The organism is Paraglaciecola aquimarina, from assembly GCF_032464635.1.
Classification (GTDB): Bacteria; Pseudomonadota; Gammaproteobacteria; order Enterobacterales; family Alteromonadaceae; genus Paraglaciecola; species Paraglaciecola aquimarina.
In genome coordinates, this window is record NZ_JAWDIO010000002.1 from 709,979 (window position 1) to 729,503 (window position 19,525).

Genomic DNA, 19,525 nt, shown 5'->3' on the forward strand with positions numbered 1-19,525 from the left:
TAATATAGCCAACCAAGGCAGGTTGGCTTAAGCCGAAAAGGGCTGCTGTAAAATATCGTCCACTAAATATCGATAGTCTTGAATAGATGGAAAGTCGTCGATTTTTTTGACGGGCTGTTTACTGTCTGGGTTGCTGACAGCCAAAAGGTGTTTTATACCAAAGTCTTTCGCCGCCTGTAAAATCCCTAGACTGTCATCCACAAAAAGCGTGTGCTGTGACGCAAACCCCACTCGCTGCTGCAGCTTTTGCCACAACAATTGCGATTCTTTTGTGACGCCAAATTCGTGAGTAGAAATTAATAAGTCAATGTGTTCATCTAGTTGCGTATGCTCCACTTTAAGGGACAAACTATCTGGATGGGCATTGGTGACCAAAATTACTTCGCGCCCAGAGGCCTTTAGCGCATCGAGAAAAGGTAGGGTGTCATCTCGCATACTAATAAGGTGCTCCACTTCTTTTTTGGCAGCAACTATGTCTAGGTTTAATTTTCTAGCCCAAAAATCTAAACAATACCAATCAATTGTCCCTATGACTTTTTCATATTCATCGGCCATTTGTAATTTAGCTTGTTCGATGGGAATCTTATGTAGCGCAGCCAACTTTTTAGGTAGGTGTTGCAACCAAAAATGATTATCAAAATGCAGATCCAGCAGAGTACCGTCCATATCTAATAAAACTGTATCAATTTTGTTCCAAGCAAGCTTTGACAAGTGGCGTGTCCTCTTTTAAACGGGTATATTACATTCTATTGATTTTTGGCCGATTTACTATTAAACCAGTTAAATGAATAAACTTTTTATTGTTAACTTTAACTAGATACTAATCTTTACTTTACGTGACGTTAAAAACAAACGTACCAGATCTGATATAAACGCGAAATTTAAATGAGCAACATAAACAAAAATAAAGCGCTCCCACAAATACATGATCGTAAAATAGTAGCCCAAAGCGCTCTATTTAAAATTGAGCAAATTGATTTAGAATTTAGTAATGGCGAACAAAGGGTGTTTGAGCGTATGCCGGGTAGCGGCAGAGGTGCTGTCATGATAGTGCCTTTTATAAATGATCACGAATTTTTGCTAGTCAGAGAATATGCTGCTGGCACCCATACCTATGAATTGGGCTTTCCAAAAGGCTTAGTTGACCCAAGGTGAATCTACCGAGGTTGCCGCTAATCGAGAACTAAAGGAAGAAGTCGGTTTTGGCGCCAAAGTCTTACACCCTTTACACAAAATGAGTATTGCACCAGCATTTTTTAATTCACCAATGGCAGTTTTTATCGCCGAAAATTTATATCCAGAAGTCTTACCGGGAGATGAACCAGAACCCCTAGAGGTCATCCGCTGGTCAATCAACAATGTAGATGAGCTAATGGCTAGAGACGACTTTGTCGAAGCCAGATGTATCGCTGCGCTACTTTTAACCGAGAAATGGAAAAGGCACAATAATGCCAACTGAAAATGCACAATTGCTAGAGATTGCTAAACGTTCTGCCGTTAAAGCGGGTAAAGTCATTCTAGATATTTATAACAGCGGTGACTTTACTAGCTTTCAAAAAGAAGACGATTCGCCCGTTACCACCGCTGACTATAAAGCGAATGAAGTAATTATGGATATCTTGCTTAAAGAGACGCCCGATATTCCTGTCATGTCTGAAGAAAGCGAATGTGGCCCGCTGAGCGAACGCAAAAATTGGCAGCGTTACTGGTTGCTCGATCCCATAGACGGTACTCAAGAGTTTATTGCCCGCAGCGGAGATTTCGCGGTCAACATAGCCTTAATTGAGAACAATGTTCCGGTTATCGGAGTGATTTATTGGCCCGCTGGCGATGCGCTATATTACGCCATACGAGGACAAGGTGCTTTCAAAGAAAGCCCATCTGAAACCAAGCAAATTCACGTACGGCCCTTTAAGGATGTTGACAAAGATGTGGTGATGATTGCAATTAGCCGCCGTCAAGCTCGTGAAAAAGTCATGAATTGTATGAACATAGAACGGATCTATCAATCCGTACCACTGGGAAGTTGCTCACTAAAAGCTTGCTTTATTGCCGAAGGAAAAGCGGACGTATTTATACGCTTTGGCATTACCGGCGAATGGGATACCGGAGCCTCGCAGTGTATTGTGACTGAAGCGGGAGGCTCTATTCTGGCCCATGACTTTACACCTTTAAGTTACAATCAGCGTGAAGAACTAACCAACCCAGATTTTATTGTAATGGGTGATCAAAATGTAAACTGGACATCAATCGTCAAATATCGAAAAGGAGAATGAGTTAAATGAAAAAATTATCATCTTGGTTCCTCACATCTGTACTCGCGTCATCTTTTGTTGCCAACTCGGCCATTGCCGATTGGACTTTGCAAAATGCCCAATCAAGTGTGCACTTTATTTCAACTAAGAAACAGAATATTGATGAAATCCACCATTTCAAACAACTTACCGGGCAGCTAACTAACAGCGGTAAATTTACGTTAAGTATTGATTTAGCTTCAGTTGAAACGGGGATAGAAATTCGAAATACTCGTATGCGCGAACAGCTTTTCAAAGTAGGAACATTTCCCACTGCAGATGTTTCAGCCCAATTGCCGACTGAGGTGATGCAATTAAAAGCAGGGCAAACGTCTAAGGTTGAGGTCACAGCTGAACTCAGTTTAATGCAGACTACTATGCCACTTGCTTTACATATTCAGGTAACGAAAACGACTGACAACAGTTATGTTGCCACCAGTATTCAACCCGTTTTAATTTCCGCAAGCAGTGTCGGTTTGCAGCAGGGAGTGGAAACATTACAAAAACTAGCGGGCTTACCCAGCATTGGGTTAACGGTACCTGTGTCGTTTAACTTACTACTGAATGCTGATTAACCTGAGCTTGGGATAAGCCGAGCTTCTCGATAACGCTCTTTTTGCGTCTAGCTGCGTTGGGTTTTCTAGTCATAACCCACTATTATACTTAGGAAAAACAGCCTTACTACGCAGCAAAAATTTCGTTATCGAATCAATCTTGCCCCAAATATAACAAGGCATATTCTTAGGTATTTGAATTTTTTATAAAATTTGATTTGAAACAACACCCATCATGCCGAGTTCAGGTTGGCTAATACTCGCTTTCTGCAGCGTTAAATTGCTCTTTAGGCACAATATTGACTGACTCGTGGAGTTCTGAGTAAACCAACAGAACTTCACCTTTTTTAAGCTGGTTGACGACTTGTTTTACCTTATCTTCTAAAGAGCAATCGATTTCACCGTATTCTGTCCCCTCGCGTAACACAAAACCTTCAACAATATTACAAAGGGTACTTGGCTCTAATTCTTCAATAGGGATAATCATCAGGCTTTGTTCACGCTCACAATATCGGTAGGGCCAGTAAAAAAAGGCCGTAAAAATTCATTGGCTCGCTGGTGCATCCATATCTTAGGACGCCATGGCGCACCTTGCATGAATCCAACATGACCACCTTTTTCACTCACTTCTAAAGCAACCTTTGCTGACAAGTCTTTTTCCTCAGGCAAAATGGATTCATGCATGAATGGGTCGTCCTTGGCGTGCAAAACTAAAGTAGGTGTGTCGATGTCAGCTAAAAAGTTAATAGAACTGCATTGCTGGTAATAGTCTGTGGCACTAGCATAGCCATGCAGTGGCGCAGTGACATGTTGATCGAATTCTTTGAAACTTTTAAATTTTTTAATGTCGGATTCAGTGACTGTTAGTAAATTTTTATAGTCAATAAAACGCATTTTTTTAAGTAAGTTCTGCACCATGCTTTTCAACAAATATGTTTGATAGACCCTGGAGAATCCATGGTTGATACTGGTTGAACATAGGTCTAACTTGAATGGCACTGAAATGGCCATAGCCGCTTTTAGGATCTTTTGCTTGGGTTGCTCGCTCAATAATTTGAGCAACATATTAGCCCCAAGGGAAAATCCCATAGCCACCTTGCGGGTTTCTGGAAACTTTTGTTCCAGCCAATTGAGAAAATACCAAGCATCTTCGGTTTCACCAGAATGATAGGCCCTAGTTTTAAGGTTTACTTCACCACCGCACCCTCTAAAGTGCATCAACACCACCGCATACCCTTGGCTAACTAAGTTGGCCGCCATATCGTTGGAGTAATGTGAACGGATAGAGCCCTCTAAGCCATGAAATAAGGTAATCAAGCCTCGTGACTGTTTCACATCACCCGCCCATACCAAATCGACAAAGTCACCGTCTGGTAAAATGAGTTTTTCCTTGCGGTAGTTAAGCGCTGCGCGCTTCTGCATAAAGCGCGGATAGATCGTTTGAACATGCCTATTTTTGGCCCACCACGGTGGAACAAAGTCACTAGTTACAATTTCACCATAACGAATCTTTGGCAGGACTTGATTTTCAGTGGGCATTTACACAATACAACAATTAATACATCGCTGCATATTACAGTAATTTGACAATTTTATGAATAGACCCACATTAACTCGTCTTCCCTCACTTACTCACTCTTCGCAAGCCATAGACAGGGGCGGCAAACTATTTGAATTACCTACATCACAGCAGCCAGCGTCTCTTAATCTCTGCGCTAGCTAGTAGCTATTATTAATTTCTTGTATCTCGCTAGGTTTGAAAATCTTTAACTGCGCCTTCATCACACTTTTTACAATCAAGTTTGTAGCCTAACATTGCGTTACGCCCTGCTGAACTGATCACCCATGGTCGGCTGTTCCAAGGTGGATTGTGCCTAACATGCTGGTTGTGACCACAGCCTAACTCAGCGACCCAGTCATTGCGCTCGTCTTGGTGGTAAGCTTGAATTGGGCTTAGCATTTCAACTTTTTGCTCGAATTCTTGTTGCTTAGTTTCAAGCTGTTCTTGTGCGTCTAGCCATTCCATTTCGGCCTTTTCTAATGTTGATTTTTGCTCGGCTTGTTTGGCTAATACTTGTTTAAGTCTGTCTTTATTTTCAGCACTGTAAAGGTCTGTGTCACTCAGTTGGGTTTCAAGCTCTGCCAATTGTTGTTGGGCTTTTTCCATCACATTTTCGTATCGACTAATCGCTTTACGCAGAGGTTGGGTCGCTTGCCTAAACTCGGCTTCTAAACGTTTCGTATTTTTTCTATCCGGCTTAACTTCTGACTTCTCTTGTTGTTCAGCAGGACCTTTTTCCCCCTTGAGTATCCAATCTTTGTAATCATCTAAGTCGCCGTTAAAAGGCTGCACCTGACCACTGTCTACTAAGTAAAAATCGTCGCAAACAGAAGTGAGTAAGAACCGATCATGCGACACTAGGACCATAGCGCCTTGGAAGCCTTGCAATGCGATGTTTAATGCATGTCGCATGTCTAAGTCTAAGTGGTTAGTCGGCTCATCGAGAAGTAGTAGGTTGGGTTTTTGATATACGGTAATAGCCAGTACCAGCCTTGCTTTCTCACCTCCCGACATTGGCGCAACTTTACTCAGTGCATTGTCGCCTCTAAAGCCGAAACCTCCCAAATAATCTCTCAAGCTTTGTTCACTGGCCTTTTTATCTAGTCTTTGCATGTGCGCTAGCGCCGAATCGTCGCCACGTAAAAATTCCAATTGATGCTGTGCAAAATAACCAATGCGTAAACCGGCAGAGGTTTCGTATATTCCTTCCATCGGTGTTTTTTCGCCAGCCAGTAATTTAATCAAGGTCGATTTACCGGCACCATTTTTTCCCAATAAGCCAATACGACTGCCGGGGACTAAGTTTAGATGAAGCTTTTCTAAGATAATGGTGTGGTCATACCCTACTTTTACTTGTTCCATTTTAACTAAGGGGTTAGGTAACTTCGGAGGCGTGAAGAACTCGAAAGAAAATTCTGACGCCGCCATGACTGGTAGCAAGGTTTCCATTCTAGCCAGTTGCTTGACTCGACTTTGGGCTTGTTTAGCTTTGCTGGCTTTGGCTCCGAAACGTCTAATAAAAGACTCTAAGTGGGCAATTTGATTCTGTTGCTTCTCAAACTGCAAACTTTGTAAACGTAAGCGTTCAGCCCGCTGTTTTTCATACGCGTCGTAGTTACCTGAATAACTAACGAGCTCCTGCTGCTCAACACTAATAATTTCGTTAACCGTAGTATCTAAGAATGACTTATCGTGAGAAATAAGTAGCAAAGTACCTGTATAGCGCTGCAACCATTTTTCAAGCCAAATAACGGCGTCTAGGTCTAAGTGGTTAGTAGGCTCATCGAGCAACAATAGATCTGAATGACATAACAAGGCTTGCGCTAAATTTAACCGCATTCGCCAACCACCAGAAAACGCAGTAACAGGATTTTGCATGGCATCGTTTGCAAAGCCTAAACCAGCCAATATTGTTGCCGCTCTAGCTTCAATATCATATGCGCCAGCTTGTTCTAGTGAGCTGTGAATGTGCGCAATTTTATCACCATCGTGTGCATTTTCAGCCGCCTCCAACTGAGATTGCAATTGACGAAAAGTTTTGTCTCCATCAATCACGTAATCGAGGGCAGACCTATCCACTGCTGGTGTTTCTTGGGCTACAGAGACAATTTGCCAGTTTTTTGGAATATTAAAATCCCCCGACTCCGTTTGCAATTCTCCTTTTATCAGCGCAAATAAACTAGACTTACCACAGCCGTTAGCACCTATTAACCCCGCTTTGTGACCAAGGATAAACCACTGCATTGGTGTTTTGCAGCAGCACTTTACTGCCACGCATTAAAGAAACATCAGAAAATTGGATCATGAAAACCTGTATAAAAATGTACTTGCATCTATTGCCTAAATATCGAATGTTCATCAATTTAAGCGAGAAGAGATAACACTAAGAATCTAATACAGGTATCATACCAAGATGAGCAGCCGAAAAAATCACTAATCGATAGTAAATAGAAAGAATGGTTAATAAAACTAAAAGGCGATTTGTTGCAGGCGCAACTTGTCCGCAATGTAAATCACTAGACACCATCATGCTTTATTTTGAAAATAATGTTGAGAAAATACAGTGTGTGAATTGTGACTACCAAGAGTCTCAAGCCGACAAACAAGTCACGAAAGCAACGCGAACTAGTGAAAGTGTTATCGGTGTTTTTAAGCCAGAATAGCCAACGAAAGTAAAGTTTGAATACTGCATGATGTCGGCTTTAACCGACATCATTTTATTCCGTTATTTTGTTTTCTGAAAACCCGTCAGATTGCGCTTTCGAATCAAACCTTTGCAAGCAAGAGAAAACATCCCAAACAGTAGCATCCATATACTCATACTCGCACCTTGTCTTTCAGGTACCTCTTCATAAGCGTCACAGTTGTCAATAGAGCCGCCTTCAATGGGCACTAATTTAACAGCAACAACCTGATCAACGTTAGTCGTAGCGCCTAGTTCATCGTATATGATTTCACCTTTAATATTCTTTGCAGGGGCACTAACCAAAGCGGTAGCTGCAATTTCATTGTTGTCATTTATCGCATTTGCCTGAGCTATATAATAAGGTGAATTACACTCTGTTAGACTATTGAGGCCAGAAAATATGTCGTTTCGGTAATCATAGATAAATCCTTCGGTGCGACGTGTAGTTAATATCGTTTCAGACTCACCATAGCCAACCACCATGTTTTGATTATTTATGGACAAAGCATTACTAGAGGAACCATGGGAAAAATCATCTGGAAAAATGGTTAAATTAGAATCAACATCATGCACAAAGAACTTAGTTCTAGTGACACCAAGCACTCTTTTTGTAGTTGAACCAACCATAATATTATTGTTGTTAATATCTGTTGCTTTACTAGCCAACGCTTCTTCATCTAAATTGATGGTAGTCACTTGATCATCAATATAAATAGCTGCAGCCGTGGTTAGAGACGTCGTATTCTGATAGAAAGCAGGTGAAACACCAACCGCAATGCCATTATCGTTAATGGCTACAGCAGTACTTGAATAAATACTAGTATCTGAGCTATCAGGTTCAATCAACATGCCTAAGGTAAACGTATCAGTCAAATTACCCGAATCATCAAGCTGCCAAATGATACCGCGGCGCTGAGCCACAGTGCCAACATTACCGGCCAACTGAATACTTAAAGATCGTAAACAGGCTTCATCACCAAGACAACTGTCAACCGCAGTTTGGAAAGAGCTATCCATGAATTGAGTTGTACCAACGCCTACAACTTGGTTGTTTACGTTAATATCATAGGCATCGCTAAGTCCGCCACCCGTAGTGTCTGGAGGTGGCAAGGCTGTTGTTCTATCATCAATTTTGGCGAATGCTCGAGAATAAAAGTCGTTCACTACATAGGTAAGACTCTGAGCATCGTCGGTAAAAATGGTCAGGTTATAAAAACCATCTTGACTGGTACCTACGACACTTCCTGAGTTATTGATGCTCCTAACGTTTACCGCAGCACTATTGATATACTCATCTGAAACAAAATCAAATGTATCAAAACCATGAATTAATTCTGTTGTAGAAGCATTGTCCACATAGCCATTTAAATTGGCAATTTGTTGGAAGAAAAGGTTTTGAGAATTACTAGTGATATAACTATACAGCCACAAGTAATCCTGATTATTTAAATCTCCGCCTCTCACGCCATCAAGATTAGTTAAATTATTGATAACGGTACTAGACTCAAAATCTATTAAACTGGTGTCAATATACGGATTATATTGAAGCTGCATGTTGACTGTAATGTCGCCAATACTATTAATAGCCGTAGGAAATGTACTCGTTCCTAATTCCGCAACCGGCAATTCTACCACTCGGTATTGAGCACCGTATGTTTCCGGTATTACTAGTAAAGTAAATAACGACCACACGGCCAATCTTGTTTGTTTCATTTAAAATCCTGCTTACGACTTACTTTTTAAAGTAAAGAAAAGATATTTATTTGAGGGCGGTACTGCATGATTATTCACCAATGAAAAAGTGCTGATGTCCCTCCAAAAGAGAAAAAATCAGCACTCATATCAATTTATTGATTAATCAGCTCTTTGATCAACTAAGGTCATTTTAAAACCTGTAGATGCGAACTCATCCGCTTCAAACAACAAGAATTGATCTTTACTATTGATATTCAATATCAACTCCATGCTATCTAATTTAATGTCGATACCATCGATTGTTGCGATTGCATGAAGTTCATAGGTATTATTTAACAAAGAAATATTACCGCTGCTTTCTTGCAACACAGACAACTTGTTGTCTGCCGTAGAGATAATCTCATCGCTCTGTACAAAGTAAAAAGTAACACGACTAAAATCTTCTGAATCCGTTAGGTTGATAATTCTGATATTGTGGCTATAAATACTCGTACTATCGCTTTTTGTAATAGACAAAGATTTAATCTTAGTTTCATATCCATCAACAATCCCGTCATCATTTTCGTCAAAGTCACCATCATTATCATCATCAATTGGCTCTTCTTTGCCATAGATGAAGATAGCGTTAGATGCGTTTTCTTTAAGACTTAACAAAGCGTTGTTAATGTACAAAGTCTGGCTATTAGGTTCGCTCACACTAAAATCATAGTCGCCATTTTCACCTGAAATTAACTCACTAAATTCACCTAACTGTAGGTCGGTAATGTTAATTTTTTCGCCTTTCAATCCAACAGAGATATTTATGCTGCCCTGATACTCTGGAATGTACTCAGACTCTGCAATCGCATTGTAAAAACTAAATTCTGCTTCTGAATCAACATCATCTAATTCAGTTGTACCATTAATACCAATATTATCGATTGCAAATGGTGAGCTACCAACACCCATGTTCTCTCGTATCGCAATAACATATTGAGTAACAACTGAATATGATTGCGCAACAGAGGTATAAAGTACGTCTGTGCTACCTACTTCTGTAATGTAAAAAACATACTGATCTTGTTCTACTTTGATATTGTCAGACAAGTCTTTGTAGTTAGCTGATTGTACTAACACAGCTTCATTAAAGGTTTCGTTGTCTTTAGACATATAAAGGTCGACATTTTGATAATCAGGATGAAGGTTCAATACTCGAATATTAAACAGATCATCATCATCATCTTCATCGTCATCAACTACTGGAATATCAAAAGCAAGTACATCAGGAGTAAGAATGTCGCCAGTTAAGGCATAAAAGCTGATATTGTCAGATTTAATATCGACGCTATCTTCAAAAATTACTTCTAAGTCACTTCTGTCACCACTTTCTTCATCACGCCATGCTAGTTCAGTAAAATATCTACCGGTATCTAATGCATTGCTTGCACTAACTTTAGAAAAAGCAACTCCGCTATAAGTGACTTCTACTTCATCATCATCATCTTCATCAAGATTTTCATCTACTGTCAGATAAATTTGAGGAGCATTGGGCGATGCATTGTACAACCTAATATAACCCTTGTCGTCATCACTACTTGAACCGCAACCAGCTATGGTTAAAGCGATTAAATATAGCAACGAAAACTTAATGACACTTAAGCCAGCTCTATTACACTTCATTGTTTCTCCAATAATTATCAAAATTTTATTACTGCTATAAAAGTAAGTAACATGTTTCTCATTAAAATAATAACTTACTTTTATTATCGGTAAGGCTCAGACTGCAATTGTACCCTTGAGTTCACTTCTTTACACTTATTTACGCTCAATATTTTTCTGTCATTTTACCGGACGGTAAATTGACTGTTAAATGCCCACATTTTTTAAAGCGTGAGCGTAGTAGTCGCCAAGCGTAACAATTTGTTACCAGAGTGAAGGTAAATCAACATTAATAGTGTGGTGGGGGCATTTCTTCTTTTTCTGAAGCCAGGTTACTCGGTTCAATCGCACTCACTTTGGCTGCTAATTTTTTGAAACTAAATTGCAAACTATCAATTTGTTTTTGCTGATCGATTAAAGCCTGATTCAGGCTTTCGATGGTATCTTCCTGAAACGCAACTTTCATTTCTAACTGTTCAATATTATGTTCTAAGGTATTCATTCTGTGTCAATTTTCCATTTCTCTATTAATCCGCTACTACTCTCAGTCACTATTTCATGCTGATCGGCAAATGCCACTGAATATACTACAGCCGTTGGTGGCTGACTATTGGCACGGGGAGAAACATGCCATTCATTGAGTTCTTTGCCAGATTCAACTGCCCACAAATTGACTCTTTTTGCCGGAGAGCCGGTTAATAAATATTTACCATCTGCGGAAAAGGCTGCAGTTGTAAAAATACGTTGGCGGGCTAAGTACTGTAAGTTGCTGACTTCTTTTCCCGTTACTAAATCCCAAATTTTCGCATCCCGCTTACTGTCTGCGGTAAAAGCATAACGACCTTGATCATCCAAAGCCACTTTGGTTACTCGACTCGAATGACTAAATTTGTGTAACACTTGCCCTGTCCGAGTATCCCAAAGGTAGGCCAAATAATCATTGCCACCGGTCAATGCGTAAAATCCGTTAGGAGATAAGTCAACACTATTCACTTTTTCTTGATGCCCTAAAAATTCAATACGGCGACCTGTTTTCGGTTCAAAAAACATGACCTTACCATTGCTTCTACCGACCAGGATGCCACTAGCAAAGTTGGCAACAGCCACATCTCGAATACTCGCCTCATCAATTCGCCAAAAACCTTCTGGCTCACCATCCGTCAAATTCCACAAGGTGAAGGTCTCACGGTCTGAGGTCACAACATAGCTATTGTCAAAAGCAATATGAATATTAGTCACTAGATTGATACCGTCACCTTGATGACCCCAAACATACTTACGTTTATTAGCAATCAGGTCCCAAACAACAATGCCCGAGTGAATATTCGAAACCACACTAATACTGGCATCTGCTGAAATATCAGCAGCATCAGAAACATCATCAACATGACGAAACGACGCGATTGGCGTATCGCTAGACCCACTACAGCCGCTTAACACTATACAAGTAAATAATAATGCACGACTGACTTCAAATAGATAGTTACGCAAAAGTCTTCTCTCTTTATCAACTTAATTTAACAAATGATGGAACACGCTAAATTAGGTACTTTAAGGTTTAATATATTCTCATTGTCTCAAGGTATTGACCAATTATCAGTACAAAATGGATTTTAATTTGAGCAAAGAAAAAACCGAACATGTCTCCATGTTCGGCTTTTATTTACTTCATTAATTATCAGCTATTTTCCTTGCTGAACCTTATTCCTTCATTTCTATTGCCCACTAATGGGGCTAGTTGTCCCGACTTAACGGGTAAATAAAAAACATAAACCAAGTCGAAAAATAAATGTTTTGAATGTCGTTTGGTACCTCAAAGTTAACATTTGCCGAATTGAAGAAGTACTAAAAAATATCCTATTGAATGCAAGCTTCACTGACAGTAACGGGGCAATATCGATATGTGTCAGGCCTTTCAAAGTATTTAACCAACCGCTTCACTTTGATTAAATTAAGCATAGTCGAAAACAACAGTTATGCATGCAAAATATGAAATATCTCTAGTAACAATTTAAACTAAGCATGTATTTTTTAATTACTAATTTTTGCCATTGCTTAACCTTATGAATTGCACTATTTTTGCAGCTAGTGCATTTGTTCCCATACAACATTTGCCCACAAAATTTTCAACCTAAGGCGATTTTATTGAAAACAAAACTCATCACACCCGAAGGGTATAAAAAATTAAAGGATGAACACGACCTTCTTTGGTACACCGAACGGCCAGCCATTACTAAAATAGTCACCTGGGCAGCGAGCTTAGGTGACAGAAGTGAAAATGCAGATTACCAATACAACAAAAGAAAACTAAGAGAAATAGACCGTAGAGTCCGCTATTTACGAAAATTGCTACCAGAATTGCAAGTCGTTAACTACTCTCCTCAGCAAGAAGGCAAGGTTTTTTTGGGGCCAATGTGTGCATTGAAAATGACCAAGGAGAAGTGAAGCGTTTTCGAATCGTAGGGCCTGAAGAAATATACGGCGACGCAAAAAACTACATATCAATTGACTCTCCCATGGCACGAGCTCTTTTGAATAAGCGTTTAGATGACGATGTGCAAGTGAGTACACCTAGTGGCTTAAAAGAGTGGTTTATAACGGAAATACTATATTCAAAAAAATACCAATTCTAGTTTTACTTTGCTCTTAATCAAGGGCTGCTGCGACTCTTAACCTAGTTGCAGAGTCATAGGTAAGGACCAACTTCAGCGAATGAATAACGCCTCATACACTTAGTATCGCCAAGTAATTCCTGCAAATGTGCCTAACAAACAAAGGAACTCAAGGATAACCAGCCAAATACCCCATAATATTTTATTTGTTAAATACTGGTAATTTCGCAATTGCACCCATATATATTGCCAAGACAAAAATGAACACTTACAGGCTTTTTGATGATAATAGAAAAAATAGCGCAAGAATTAAACGTTAAGGCGCACCAAGTAAACGCGGCAGTAACTTTGTTAGATGAAGGTTCAACTGTCCCATTTATCGCTCGTTATCGTAAAGAAGCCACCGATGGCCTAGACGATATAGCGTTAAGAAAATTAGAACAGCGTCTAAGTTACCTTCGTGATTTGGAAGATCGCAGAAAAGTCATCATTAAGTCGATACAAGAACAAGAAAAAATGACACCACAGCTGCAAGCTAGCTTATTAGCGGCAGAGAATAAAACAGAACTGGAAGATATATACTTACCTTATAAGCCTAAGCGCCGCACCAAAGGGCAAATAGCCATTGAAGCAGGATTGGAACCTTTAGCTGAGATGCTATTTAGCAACCCAGAACTCGATCCCGAAGAGCAAGCCTTGGCCTTTATTTCAGACGCCATTAGCGATTCCAAAGCAGCGTTAGATGGAGCCAAGTATATTTTGATGGAGCGCTTTGCAGAAGACGCGCTATTACTTCAAAAAGTAAGACAGTATTTAAATCAAAATGCCCATATCAAAAGCCAAGTTGTAGCCGGTAAAGAAAAAGAAGGCGAAAAATTCAAAGATTACTTTTCGCATTCGGAGTTACTCAAAAAGGTACCGTCACATAGAGCATTAGCAATGTTTCGCGGCAGAAACGAAAATATGCTGCAGGTAAGCTTAGATGCAGATCCTGAAAAAGATGAAGGCGATAAAAGCTCATATTGCGAACATATTATTTCTGAGCACTTCAACTTATCATTTGCCAATAAAGCCGCCGATAAGTGGTTAGCATCAGTTGTGCAATGGACGTGGCGAGTAAAAATACAATTACACATGGAAAATGAACTATTCGGCGCAATTCGAGAGAAAGCAGAGCAAGACGCGATTGACGTTTTCGCTAAAAATCTCAACGATTTGTTAATGGCGGCACCCGCTGGTCCTAAAATAACAATGGGCTTAGATCCAGGTTTAAGAACAGGTGTTAAATTGGCCATTGCAGACCCAACAGGAAAAGTATTGGCCACCAGCACCATATTTCCACATGCACCACAAAATCAATGGGACAAATCTCTGCGTACCATTGCCACATTATGCAAGCAGCATAAAGTACAGTTAATTAGTATCGGCAATGGCACTGGTTCTCGAGAAACCGACAAACTAGTAGCTGAAATGATTAAAGCCAACCCAGAGTTAGGCGTTAAGAAAATAGTCGTCAGTGAAGCCGGTGCTTCCGTGTATTCAGCTTCCGAACTGGCGTCCAATGAGCTTCCAGATATGGATGTATCACTTAGAGGCGCAGTTTCAATTGCTAGACGTTTACAAGATCCTCTAGCCGAACTTGTTAAAATCGAGCCTAAAGCCATTGGTGTCGGTCAATATCAACATGATGTCAGTCAAAGTAATTTAGGCAAGTCTTTGAATACTGTTATCGAAGATTGTGTAAACGCAGTTGGTGTAGATATCAACACCGCTTCTAGCGCCCTATTGAGTCATGTGTCTGGATTAAACAAAACGTTAGCCAATAACATTGTTAATTTTAGAGATAAAAATGGAGCTTTTAGGAGTCGAAAAACCTTGCTCGAAGTCGATAGATTGGGGCCAAAAGCTTTCGAACAAGCAGCGGGCTTTTTGCGTATTATGAACGGCAACGATCCTTTAGATGCTTCAGCAGTTCACCCTGAAGCTTACCCAGTAGTGAACTCAATCATTCAGCAAGCTTCAATTGCGGTAAACGATATAGTTGGCAACACAGAGGTACTTAAAAAGCTTAAACCGGAAGACTTCGTCACTGATCAGTTTGGTTTACCCACTATCACTGATATTATCAACGAGCTGGATAAACCAGGACGAGATCCTCGCCCTGAATTTAAAACTGCAACATTTAAAGACGATGTTCAATCTTTAAGTGATTTAAAAGTCGGTATGATCTTAGAAGGTGTGGTCAGTAACGTTGCCAACTTTGGCGCGTTTATCGATGTTGGCGTGCACCAAGATGGCTTAGTTCATATTAGCGCGATGACCGACAAATTTATTTCAGACCCACGAGAAATAGTAAAAACTGGCGATATTGTGAAAGTGAAAGTAATGGAAGTAGATGTGGCCAGAAAACGAGTTTCGTTCACAATGCGCATGGGTGATACGCCAAACCAAGGTTCAAACAGTACGGCCAAGGCTCAGGTTGCTCATAAAAAAGCATCTCATACAAAATCACCAAAGCAACATAATCGTACTTCAGCGCCTAAACAAACGAATCAAATGATGGGCAATGCCTTCGCCGACGCCTTTGCTAAAGCCAAGAAATAAGCGCTATTATCATCCCAAAATAAAAGCCCCCAACTTTAATTAAAGTTGAGGGCTTTTTTCATTTCAATTCGATAGCACAAACTATTATGCAGACAACTTCAGATTGACTTCGTGAGGCTGGCTAACGTTTTGATAAAAATCCTTTATCACTGATACTCGCCGGTTTATTTCCAAATCTCTATCCTGTTTAACTTGGCTATCAGCAGTATCATCTGCAATTTCAGCGTTATCCGCAGCTAAGGTTCTTGGGGCTGCCGTTATATCAATTTCTTCAACAATATCTTCTAAATCAAGATCGAGCTGGCTAGACTGACTTTCCTTTAAGCTAGGCGCATAAGTAGTGGCGGCGGTAAGCGCCTCTTGGGCTTGTTCCGCTTTCTCAGCAGCAATTTCTACACGGGCTTCTGTGGCCATCTGCGTGGCTTCATTTGCTACTCGTAAATCTTGAGGAGATGGTTCCAGTGGCGCTAATGCTGCGGCCTTAACTTGTTGCGCTTTACGAATAGTCTCTTCAGGAGTAGAAGCTTTAGATACATCAATAGACACCTCACCACTAGTAGCATAGTTTTTGCCGTCTGGTCCTTTGGTAAATTCATACTGAGGCGATCCCGAATATTGCCCTCCCGTTGAGGCGTGGGCCTGCTCGTGAGCGCGTACTTCTAAATCTCGTTGCTTTAACTCTCTAATTTGTTCTTGTTCAGCATTACTTTGTTGCTCTTGCTGACGCTGTTCGGCGCTTTCTTTGCCTGCGCTCTCATCCTCAGCATTATCTTTTGCTTGCTCACCTTGCGCTGTAATTTGTTGTTGCCCACTTTGATTCGAGGGCTTCTCATAGGTAACAGCTTGGTTATTTTTGTCATAGAGCTTTGACTTTATCAGACTCAGAACCAATCCCTGTTTCGGCAGCAGAATTCTCGGTTCCGGATACTGCAGGGATCGTCTCACGTTGGGTGTTATCTCTTTTTACCGATTCAGTATTAACTGTACCTGTATTAAAAATAACTGGTGTGGGGACCGGGGGGATAACATTCATCAGCGTTACGCCAAGATATCCAAAATTGTACCAACGGTGTCACCAGCAACCCCTAAGACTTTTGCAGAAGCTTGAGCGTTAGCGCCATTTACCGAAAGGCCAACTAAATCGGAGGTAATACTTGAACTTGATTGAGGTAATAATTGCTTAGTGGCTGCTAATTGTGTGACAGAGGCATTTACCAAGACACTCTGAGGATCGCTGTTTGTAGGTGTGCGAACGGCGAGACTAGCCAAGTTGTCTGCGTGCTGCGCAATATTATTTGTGGCCGTTTTAAGGCCCAAAGTACCACTAATAATTGCTGAGTTGACATTGCTATTTATATTCATAAAGCCTCTACACTACTTAACCTCTCATGTTCAATTATTAACCAAAAATGACATTATTTAAAGAATTACCGTGCGTTTTCTCAGTATAGCCTTGAGCGTCAAGCGCTTTTTAAGCTATCGCAACACCTTAGTTAAATCCGTAGCAAAGCTCTGTGGGTTAGAAATGAACGGCGCATGGGATGATTTCCCTAACACAGTAACATCTATTTTGTCTGATAAATCAGCCAATAAGGCCGCTACTTTAGCTGGAACTAGGGTATCCAACCGCCCTAAAAAACGTGACAAGGTACAGATAAGTGACTTAATTGAGTACGTAAGTCACACTGGTCCAATAATTCCAGCCCGACTGATAAAGCATGCCCCGATGGTTCAGGGTATTGCTGTATCGCCAACTTTATTTTTCTCACGTCTTGCCTAGCACTTTCACTCCCCATAGCTTGAATTGCTAAGAACCGCTCTAGTGTTTTAGTGAAATCGTGTTCAAGTTGCTTAGAAAACACCGCCAGTACTTTTCGATCAATACTTAGCCAATCTTCACTTCGGGAAAACTTGGGGCTTGAACAAACTAGCACCAGTTGTTTCAATTTCTCTGGATAAGACAAAGCTATTTGTTGTGCGATCAAGCCGCCTAAAGACCAACCTATCAACGAGCTGTTAGACGGTATTTGCTCAGCAATTAACGCCGCGACTGTTTGCAAGTTGTAGGGAGAAGGTAAGATTTTCTGATTGACCCCAAACCCTGGAATATCCACTAAGGTTACACGGTAGTCATCTTGCAAATAAGGAAGAAGCGGTTGCCATACGCCACTATTTACTCCCCAGCCGTGCAGCAACACTATGTCTTTACCTTGTCCAACAGTAGAAAAATTTAATTTAACAGACATTCGTCCTACACTTACGTTTATCAAAAACAGCATTCTATACTCAAAATCATTGTAATTGCACAGCCGCGAGTGAATGTAGCCAACAAAGTAGCTGCTTCGAGAGTGAGGGAATTAATTGTAAAACTCCAAGGAATAAGGATGTGATATTAATGAACTGGCAAGTCAATCAAAACTGCTTAGTATGCAAACAGTCAAGCTCAACCTTACTTTGTAATTATTGCACCGACGATCTCGACTTATTTGATTGCGAACGCTTTCAGCATAACTTACTGCTTTGGCCAAAAGTTAAAAGAGACTTGGCGAAGGTAAAATTTCCACAGATTTTAGCTTTAGCTAACTACCAATGGCCTATATCTAGATTGCTCACAGGCCTTAAATTCTCTGCGAAGTTACCCAACGCCTTGGCGTTAGCAGCATTGTTTCAACAACATTGTTTAACTGGTTTGCATTCACCCCCTCAGGCAATCTTACCGATGCCGTTGCACGGTAGCCGATATTTCAGTCGTAAGTTTAATCAGAGCATCGAACTAGCCAAGCACATTAGTAAAATTAGTGGCATCCCTATTGATAGCCGCATAATCAAACGATCAAAGGCCACCCAACCTCAAACCAATTTAACCGCAACTCAAAGACAAAAGAACTTACGCAACGCATTTACACTAGACAACAAGGCGAGTATGCAACTGCGGCAGTATCAGCATGTGGCACTATTCGACGATGTAGTTACGACAGGCAGTACAATGAGTCACGCTTATGAACTGCTGCATAAATATCATCCTGACTTGAAAATAGATGTATGGAGTATTTGTATAACACTTACTTCTTAGCGATTTGCCAGTTAGCTGCTGTCAGAAATATCCGTTCTCTGTAATCCTAGCAAAATTTTATTACTTGAGTGTTTTAGTCAAGTAATCTTGATATACTGTGTGCAGTAATATTTTTAGGTGAATACTCCATGATTTCAATTTCAGAATCCGCAGAAGCACATTTCGGCAAACTACTCGAAAAACAAGGCCCTGAGCACAAGCATTCGTGTGTTTGTAGTCAACCCTGGCACACCAAGCGCAGAGTGCGGCGTATCCTATTGCCCAGCTGACGCAGTGGAAGAAAGCGATACGATATTAAAGTTTAACGGTTTTGATGCTGTTATTGACTTAGAAAGTGCGCCATTTTTAGAAGAAGCCGAAATTGATTTCGTGACCGACCAAATGGGTTCGCAATTAACCCTTAAAGCGCCAAATGCTAAAGCACGTAAAGTCGATGATAACGCCCCATTGGCAGAACGCGTGAGCTATATGATTGAAGCTGAAATCAATCCGCAATTGGCGAGCCATGGCGGCAAAGTAATGTTGGTTGAAATCACAAAAGAGAAAGAAGCTATCCTAGAGTTTGGTGGTGGGTGCAATGGTTGCTCTCAAGTAGACCTAACATTAAAAGACGGTATCGAAAAACAGATGCTAGAAAAATTTGCTGGAGAACTCTCAGCGGTTAAAGATGCAACAGAACATAAAGCAGGCGACCATTCTTATTACTAACAGCCAGCAGGCTCTGGTCTTAACACGTCACTAAGATGATGTCTAAAAACTGGTTACAGCGCTTAGGGAATAACCCAAATAAAAGTTGGTCTAGATTTAG

18 protein-coding genes and 4 pseudogenes are annotated in these 19,525 nt (G+C 40.6%); 8 read left to right on the top strand and 14 right to left on the bottom strand.

Features of this window, described 5'->3' with window-relative positions; genetic code table 11:
- Positions 1-27 precede the first annotated feature (27 nt).
- Positions 28-711 carry a GMP/IMP nucleotidase gene (gene yrfG / locus RS130_RS04175; RefSeq protein ID WP_316024920.1) on the bottom strand — a complete coding sequence of 228 codons (684 nt, stop codon included), beginning with the start codon at positions 709-711 and terminating at the stop codon, positions 28-30.
- Positions 712-885: 174 nt separating this feature from the next.
- On the opposite strand from yrfG, the pseudogene nudE reads away from it, so the two are divergent.
- The 3 genes and pseudogenes from nudE to RS130_RS04190 all read left to right on the top strand — a co-directional run bounded on the left by nudE (position 886) and on the right by RS130_RS04190 (position 2,869).
- A pseudogene (nudE, locus tag RS130_RS04180) lies at positions 886-1,459 on the top strand (ADP compounds hydrolase NudE).
- A complete protein-coding gene (cysQ, locus tag RS130_RS04185; RefSeq protein WP_316024921.1) occupies positions 1,449-2,276 on the top strand; it encodes a 3'(2'),5'-bisphosphate nucleotidase CysQ in 828 nt (275 codons plus the stop codon). The pseudogene nudE and the gene cysQ overlap by 11 nt, the downstream one beginning before the upstream one ends.
- A gap of 5 nt (positions 2,277-2,281) precedes the next feature.
- The gene (locus RS130_RS04190; protein ID WP_316024922.1) at positions 2,282-2,869 is read left to right on the top strand and encodes a YceI family protein; all 588 of its coding nucleotides are present in this window, start codon (positions 2,282-2,284) and stop codon (positions 2,867-2,869) included.
- Positions 2,870-3,101: 232 nt separating this feature from the next.
- Here the strand turns inward: RS130_RS04190 and RS130_RS04195 are convergent, their stop codons facing one another.
- The 4 genes and pseudogenes from RS130_RS04195 to RS130_RS04210 form a co-directional block, all read right to left on the bottom strand.
- Positions 3,102-3,335 (bottom strand): YheU family protein, encoded by a 234-nt coding sequence (locus RS130_RS04195; RefSeq protein ID WP_316024923.1) that lies wholly within the window; start codon positions 3,333-3,335, stop codon positions 3,102-3,104.
- Positions 3,335-4,387: a hydrolase gene (locus RS130_RS04200; RefSeq protein ID WP_316024924.1), complete on the bottom strand. Its 1,053-nt coding sequence runs from the start codon at positions 4,385-4,387 to the stop codon at positions 3,335-3,337. The genes RS130_RS04195 and RS130_RS04200 overlap by 1 nt, the downstream gene beginning before the upstream one ends.
- Positions 4,388-4,598: 211 nt before the next feature.
- Positions 4,599-4,808 carry a DUF3565 domain-containing protein gene (locus RS130_RS04205; RefSeq protein ID WP_316027965.1) on the bottom strand — a complete coding sequence of 70 codons (210 nt, stop codon included), beginning with the start codon at positions 4,806-4,808 and terminating at the stop codon, positions 4,599-4,601.
- Between the two features lie 3 nt (positions 4,809-4,811).
- A pseudogene (locus RS130_RS04210) lies at positions 4,812-6,714 on the bottom strand (ATP-binding cassette domain-containing protein); the annotation flags it as partial.
- Positions 6,715-6,865: 151 nt separating this feature from the next.
- Here RS130_RS04210 and RS130_RS04215 point away from each other — a divergent pair.
- On the top strand, positions 6,866-7,072 hold the full coding sequence (locus RS130_RS04215; protein WP_316024925.1) for a YheV family putative zinc ribbon protein: 207 nt from the start codon (positions 6,866-6,868) through the stop codon (positions 7,070-7,072).
- Positions 7,073-7,134: 62 nt separating this feature from the next.
- Here the strand turns inward: RS130_RS04215 and RS130_RS04220 are convergent, their stop codons facing one another.
- The 4 genes from RS130_RS04220 to RS130_RS04235 all read right to left on the bottom strand — a co-directional run bounded on the left by RS130_RS04220 (position 7,135) and on the right by RS130_RS04235 (position 11,919).
- Positions 7,135-8,808 carry a DUF3466 family protein gene (locus RS130_RS04220; protein WP_316024926.1) on the bottom strand — a complete coding sequence of 558 codons (1,674 nt, stop codon included), beginning with the start codon at positions 8,806-8,808 and terminating at the stop codon, positions 7,135-7,137.
- 141 nt (positions 8,809-8,949) lie between these two features.
- A complete protein-coding gene (locus RS130_RS04225; RefSeq protein WP_316024927.1) occupies positions 8,950-10,449 on the bottom strand; it encodes a DUF4397 domain-containing protein in 1,500 nt (499 codons plus the stop codon).
- Between the two features lie 268 nt (positions 10,450-10,717).
- Complete coding sequence (locus tag RS130_RS04230; RefSeq protein ID WP_316024928.1) at positions 10,718-10,930, bottom strand: SlyX family protein; 213 nt, start codon at positions 10,928-10,930, stop codon at positions 10,718-10,720.
- The gene (locus tag RS130_RS04235; RefSeq protein WP_428982727.1) at positions 10,927-11,919 is read right to left on the bottom strand and encodes a WD40 repeat domain-containing protein; all 993 of its coding nucleotides are present in this window, start codon (positions 11,917-11,919) and stop codon (positions 10,927-10,929) included. The genes RS130_RS04230 and RS130_RS04235 overlap by 4 nt, the downstream gene beginning before the upstream one ends.
- A gap of 654 nt (positions 11,920-12,573) precedes the next feature.
- Here RS130_RS04235 and greB point away from each other — a divergent pair.
- Positions 12,574-13,061: pseudogene (greB, locus tag RS130_RS04240) on the top strand (transcription elongation factor GreB).
- Between the two features lie 261 nt (positions 13,062-13,322).
- Positions 13,323-15,644, top strand: a complete 2,322-nt coding sequence (locus RS130_RS04245) for a Tex family protein (RefSeq protein ID WP_316024929.1) — start codon at positions 13,323-13,325, stop codon at positions 15,642-15,644.
- 84 nt (positions 15,645-15,728) lie between these two features.
- Here RS130_RS04245 and RS130_RS04250 read toward each other — a convergent pair whose 3' ends face one another.
- The 5 genes from RS130_RS04250 to bioH form a co-directional block, all read right to left on the bottom strand.
- The gene (locus tag RS130_RS04250) at positions 15,729-16,535 is read right to left on the bottom strand and encodes a putative metalloprotease CJM1_0395 family protein (protein WP_316024930.1); all 807 of its coding nucleotides are present in this window, start codon (positions 16,533-16,535) and stop codon (positions 15,729-15,731) included.
- Positions 16,501-16,677: a hypothetical protein gene (locus tag RS130_RS04255; protein ID WP_316024931.1), complete on the bottom strand. Its 177-nt coding sequence runs from the start codon at positions 16,675-16,677 to the stop codon at positions 16,501-16,503. The genes RS130_RS04250 and RS130_RS04255 overlap by 35 nt, the downstream gene beginning before the upstream one ends.
- Before the next feature lie 5 nt (positions 16,678-16,682).
- Positions 16,683-17,006 carry a hypothetical protein gene (locus RS130_RS04260; RefSeq protein WP_316024932.1) on the bottom strand — a complete coding sequence of 108 codons (324 nt, stop codon included), beginning with the start codon at positions 17,004-17,006 and terminating at the stop codon, positions 16,683-16,685.
- A 114-nt stretch (positions 17,007-17,120) separates the two neighbouring features.
- On the bottom strand, positions 17,121-17,270 hold the full coding sequence (locus RS130_RS04265) for a hypothetical protein (RefSeq protein WP_316024933.1): 150 nt from the start codon (positions 17,268-17,270) through the stop codon (positions 17,121-17,123).
- A 5-nt stretch (positions 17,271-17,275) separates the two neighbouring features.
- A complete protein-coding gene (gene bioH, locus RS130_RS04270; protein ID WP_316024934.1) occupies positions 17,276-17,890 on the bottom strand; it encodes a pimeloyl-ACP methyl ester esterase BioH in 615 nt (204 codons plus the stop codon).
- A gap of 149 nt (positions 17,891-18,039) precedes the next feature.
- Between bioH and RS130_RS04275 the strand changes: the two genes are divergently transcribed.
- Both RS130_RS04275 and nfuA read left to right on the top strand, forming a co-directional pair.
- Positions 18,040-18,717 (top strand): ComF family protein, encoded by a 678-nt coding sequence (locus RS130_RS04275; RefSeq protein ID WP_316024935.1) that lies wholly within the window; start codon positions 18,040-18,042, stop codon positions 18,715-18,717.
- 128 nt (positions 18,718-18,845) lie between these two features.
- Positions 18,846-19,425, top strand: a pseudogene (gene nfuA, locus RS130_RS04280) (Fe-S biogenesis protein NfuA).
- Positions 19,426-19,525: the final 100 nt, after the last annotated feature.

Bases quoted from the DNA above. Each gene is read 5' to 3' on its own strand.
- RS130_RS04275 (WP_316024935.1), top strand. From the start codon at position 18,040: ATGAACTGGCAAGTCAATCAAAACTGCTTAGTATGCAAACAGTCAAGC.
- RS130_RS04230 (WP_316024928.1), bottom strand. From the start codon at position 10,930: ATGAATACCTTAGAACATAATATTGAACAGTTAGAAATGAAAGTTGCG.
- RS130_RS04205 (WP_316027965.1), bottom strand. From the start codon at position 4,808: ATGCTAAGCCCAATTCAAGCTTACCACCAAGACGAGCGCAATGACTGG.
- RS130_RS04195 (WP_316024923.1), bottom strand. From the start codon at position 3,335: ATGATTATCCCTATTGAAGAATTAGAGCCAAGTACCCTTTGTAATATT.
- RS130_RS04220 (WP_316024926.1), bottom strand. From the start codon at position 8,808: ATGAAACAAACAAGATTGGCCGTGTGGTCGTTATTTACTTTACTAGTA.
- RS130_RS04190 (WP_316024922.1), top strand. From the start codon at position 2,282: ATGAAAAAATTATCATCTTGGTTCCTCACATCTGTACTCGCGTCATCT.
- RS130_RS04200 (WP_316024924.1), bottom strand. From the start codon at position 4,387: ATGCCCACTGAAAATCAAGTCCTGCCAAAGATTCGTTATGGTGAAATT.
- RS130_RS04245 (WP_316024929.1), top strand. From the start codon at position 13,323: ATGATAATAGAAAAAATAGCGCAAGAATTAAACGTTAAGGCGCACCAA.
- RS130_RS04260 (WP_316024932.1), bottom strand. From the start codon at position 17,006: ATGAATATAAATAGCAATGTCAACTCAGCAATTATTAGTGGTACTTTG.
- RS130_RS04255 (WP_316024931.1), bottom strand. From the start codon at position 16,677: ATGAATGTTATCCCCCCGGTCCCCACACCAGTTATTTTTAATACAGGT.
- RS130_RS04225 (WP_316024927.1), bottom strand. From the start codon at position 10,449: ATGAAGTGTAATAGAGCTGGCTTAAGTGTCATTAAGTTTTCGTTGCTA.
- bioH (WP_316024934.1), bottom strand. From the start codon at position 17,890: ATGTCTGTTAAATTAAATTTTTCTACTGTTGGACAAGGTAAAGACATA.
- RS130_RS04215 (WP_316024925.1), top strand. From the start codon at position 6,866: ATGGTTAATAAAACTAAAAGGCGATTTGTTGCAGGCGCAACTTGTCCG.
- cysQ (WP_316024921.1), top strand. From the start codon at position 1,449: ATGCCAACTGAAAATGCACAATTGCTAGAGATTGCTAAACGTTCTGCC.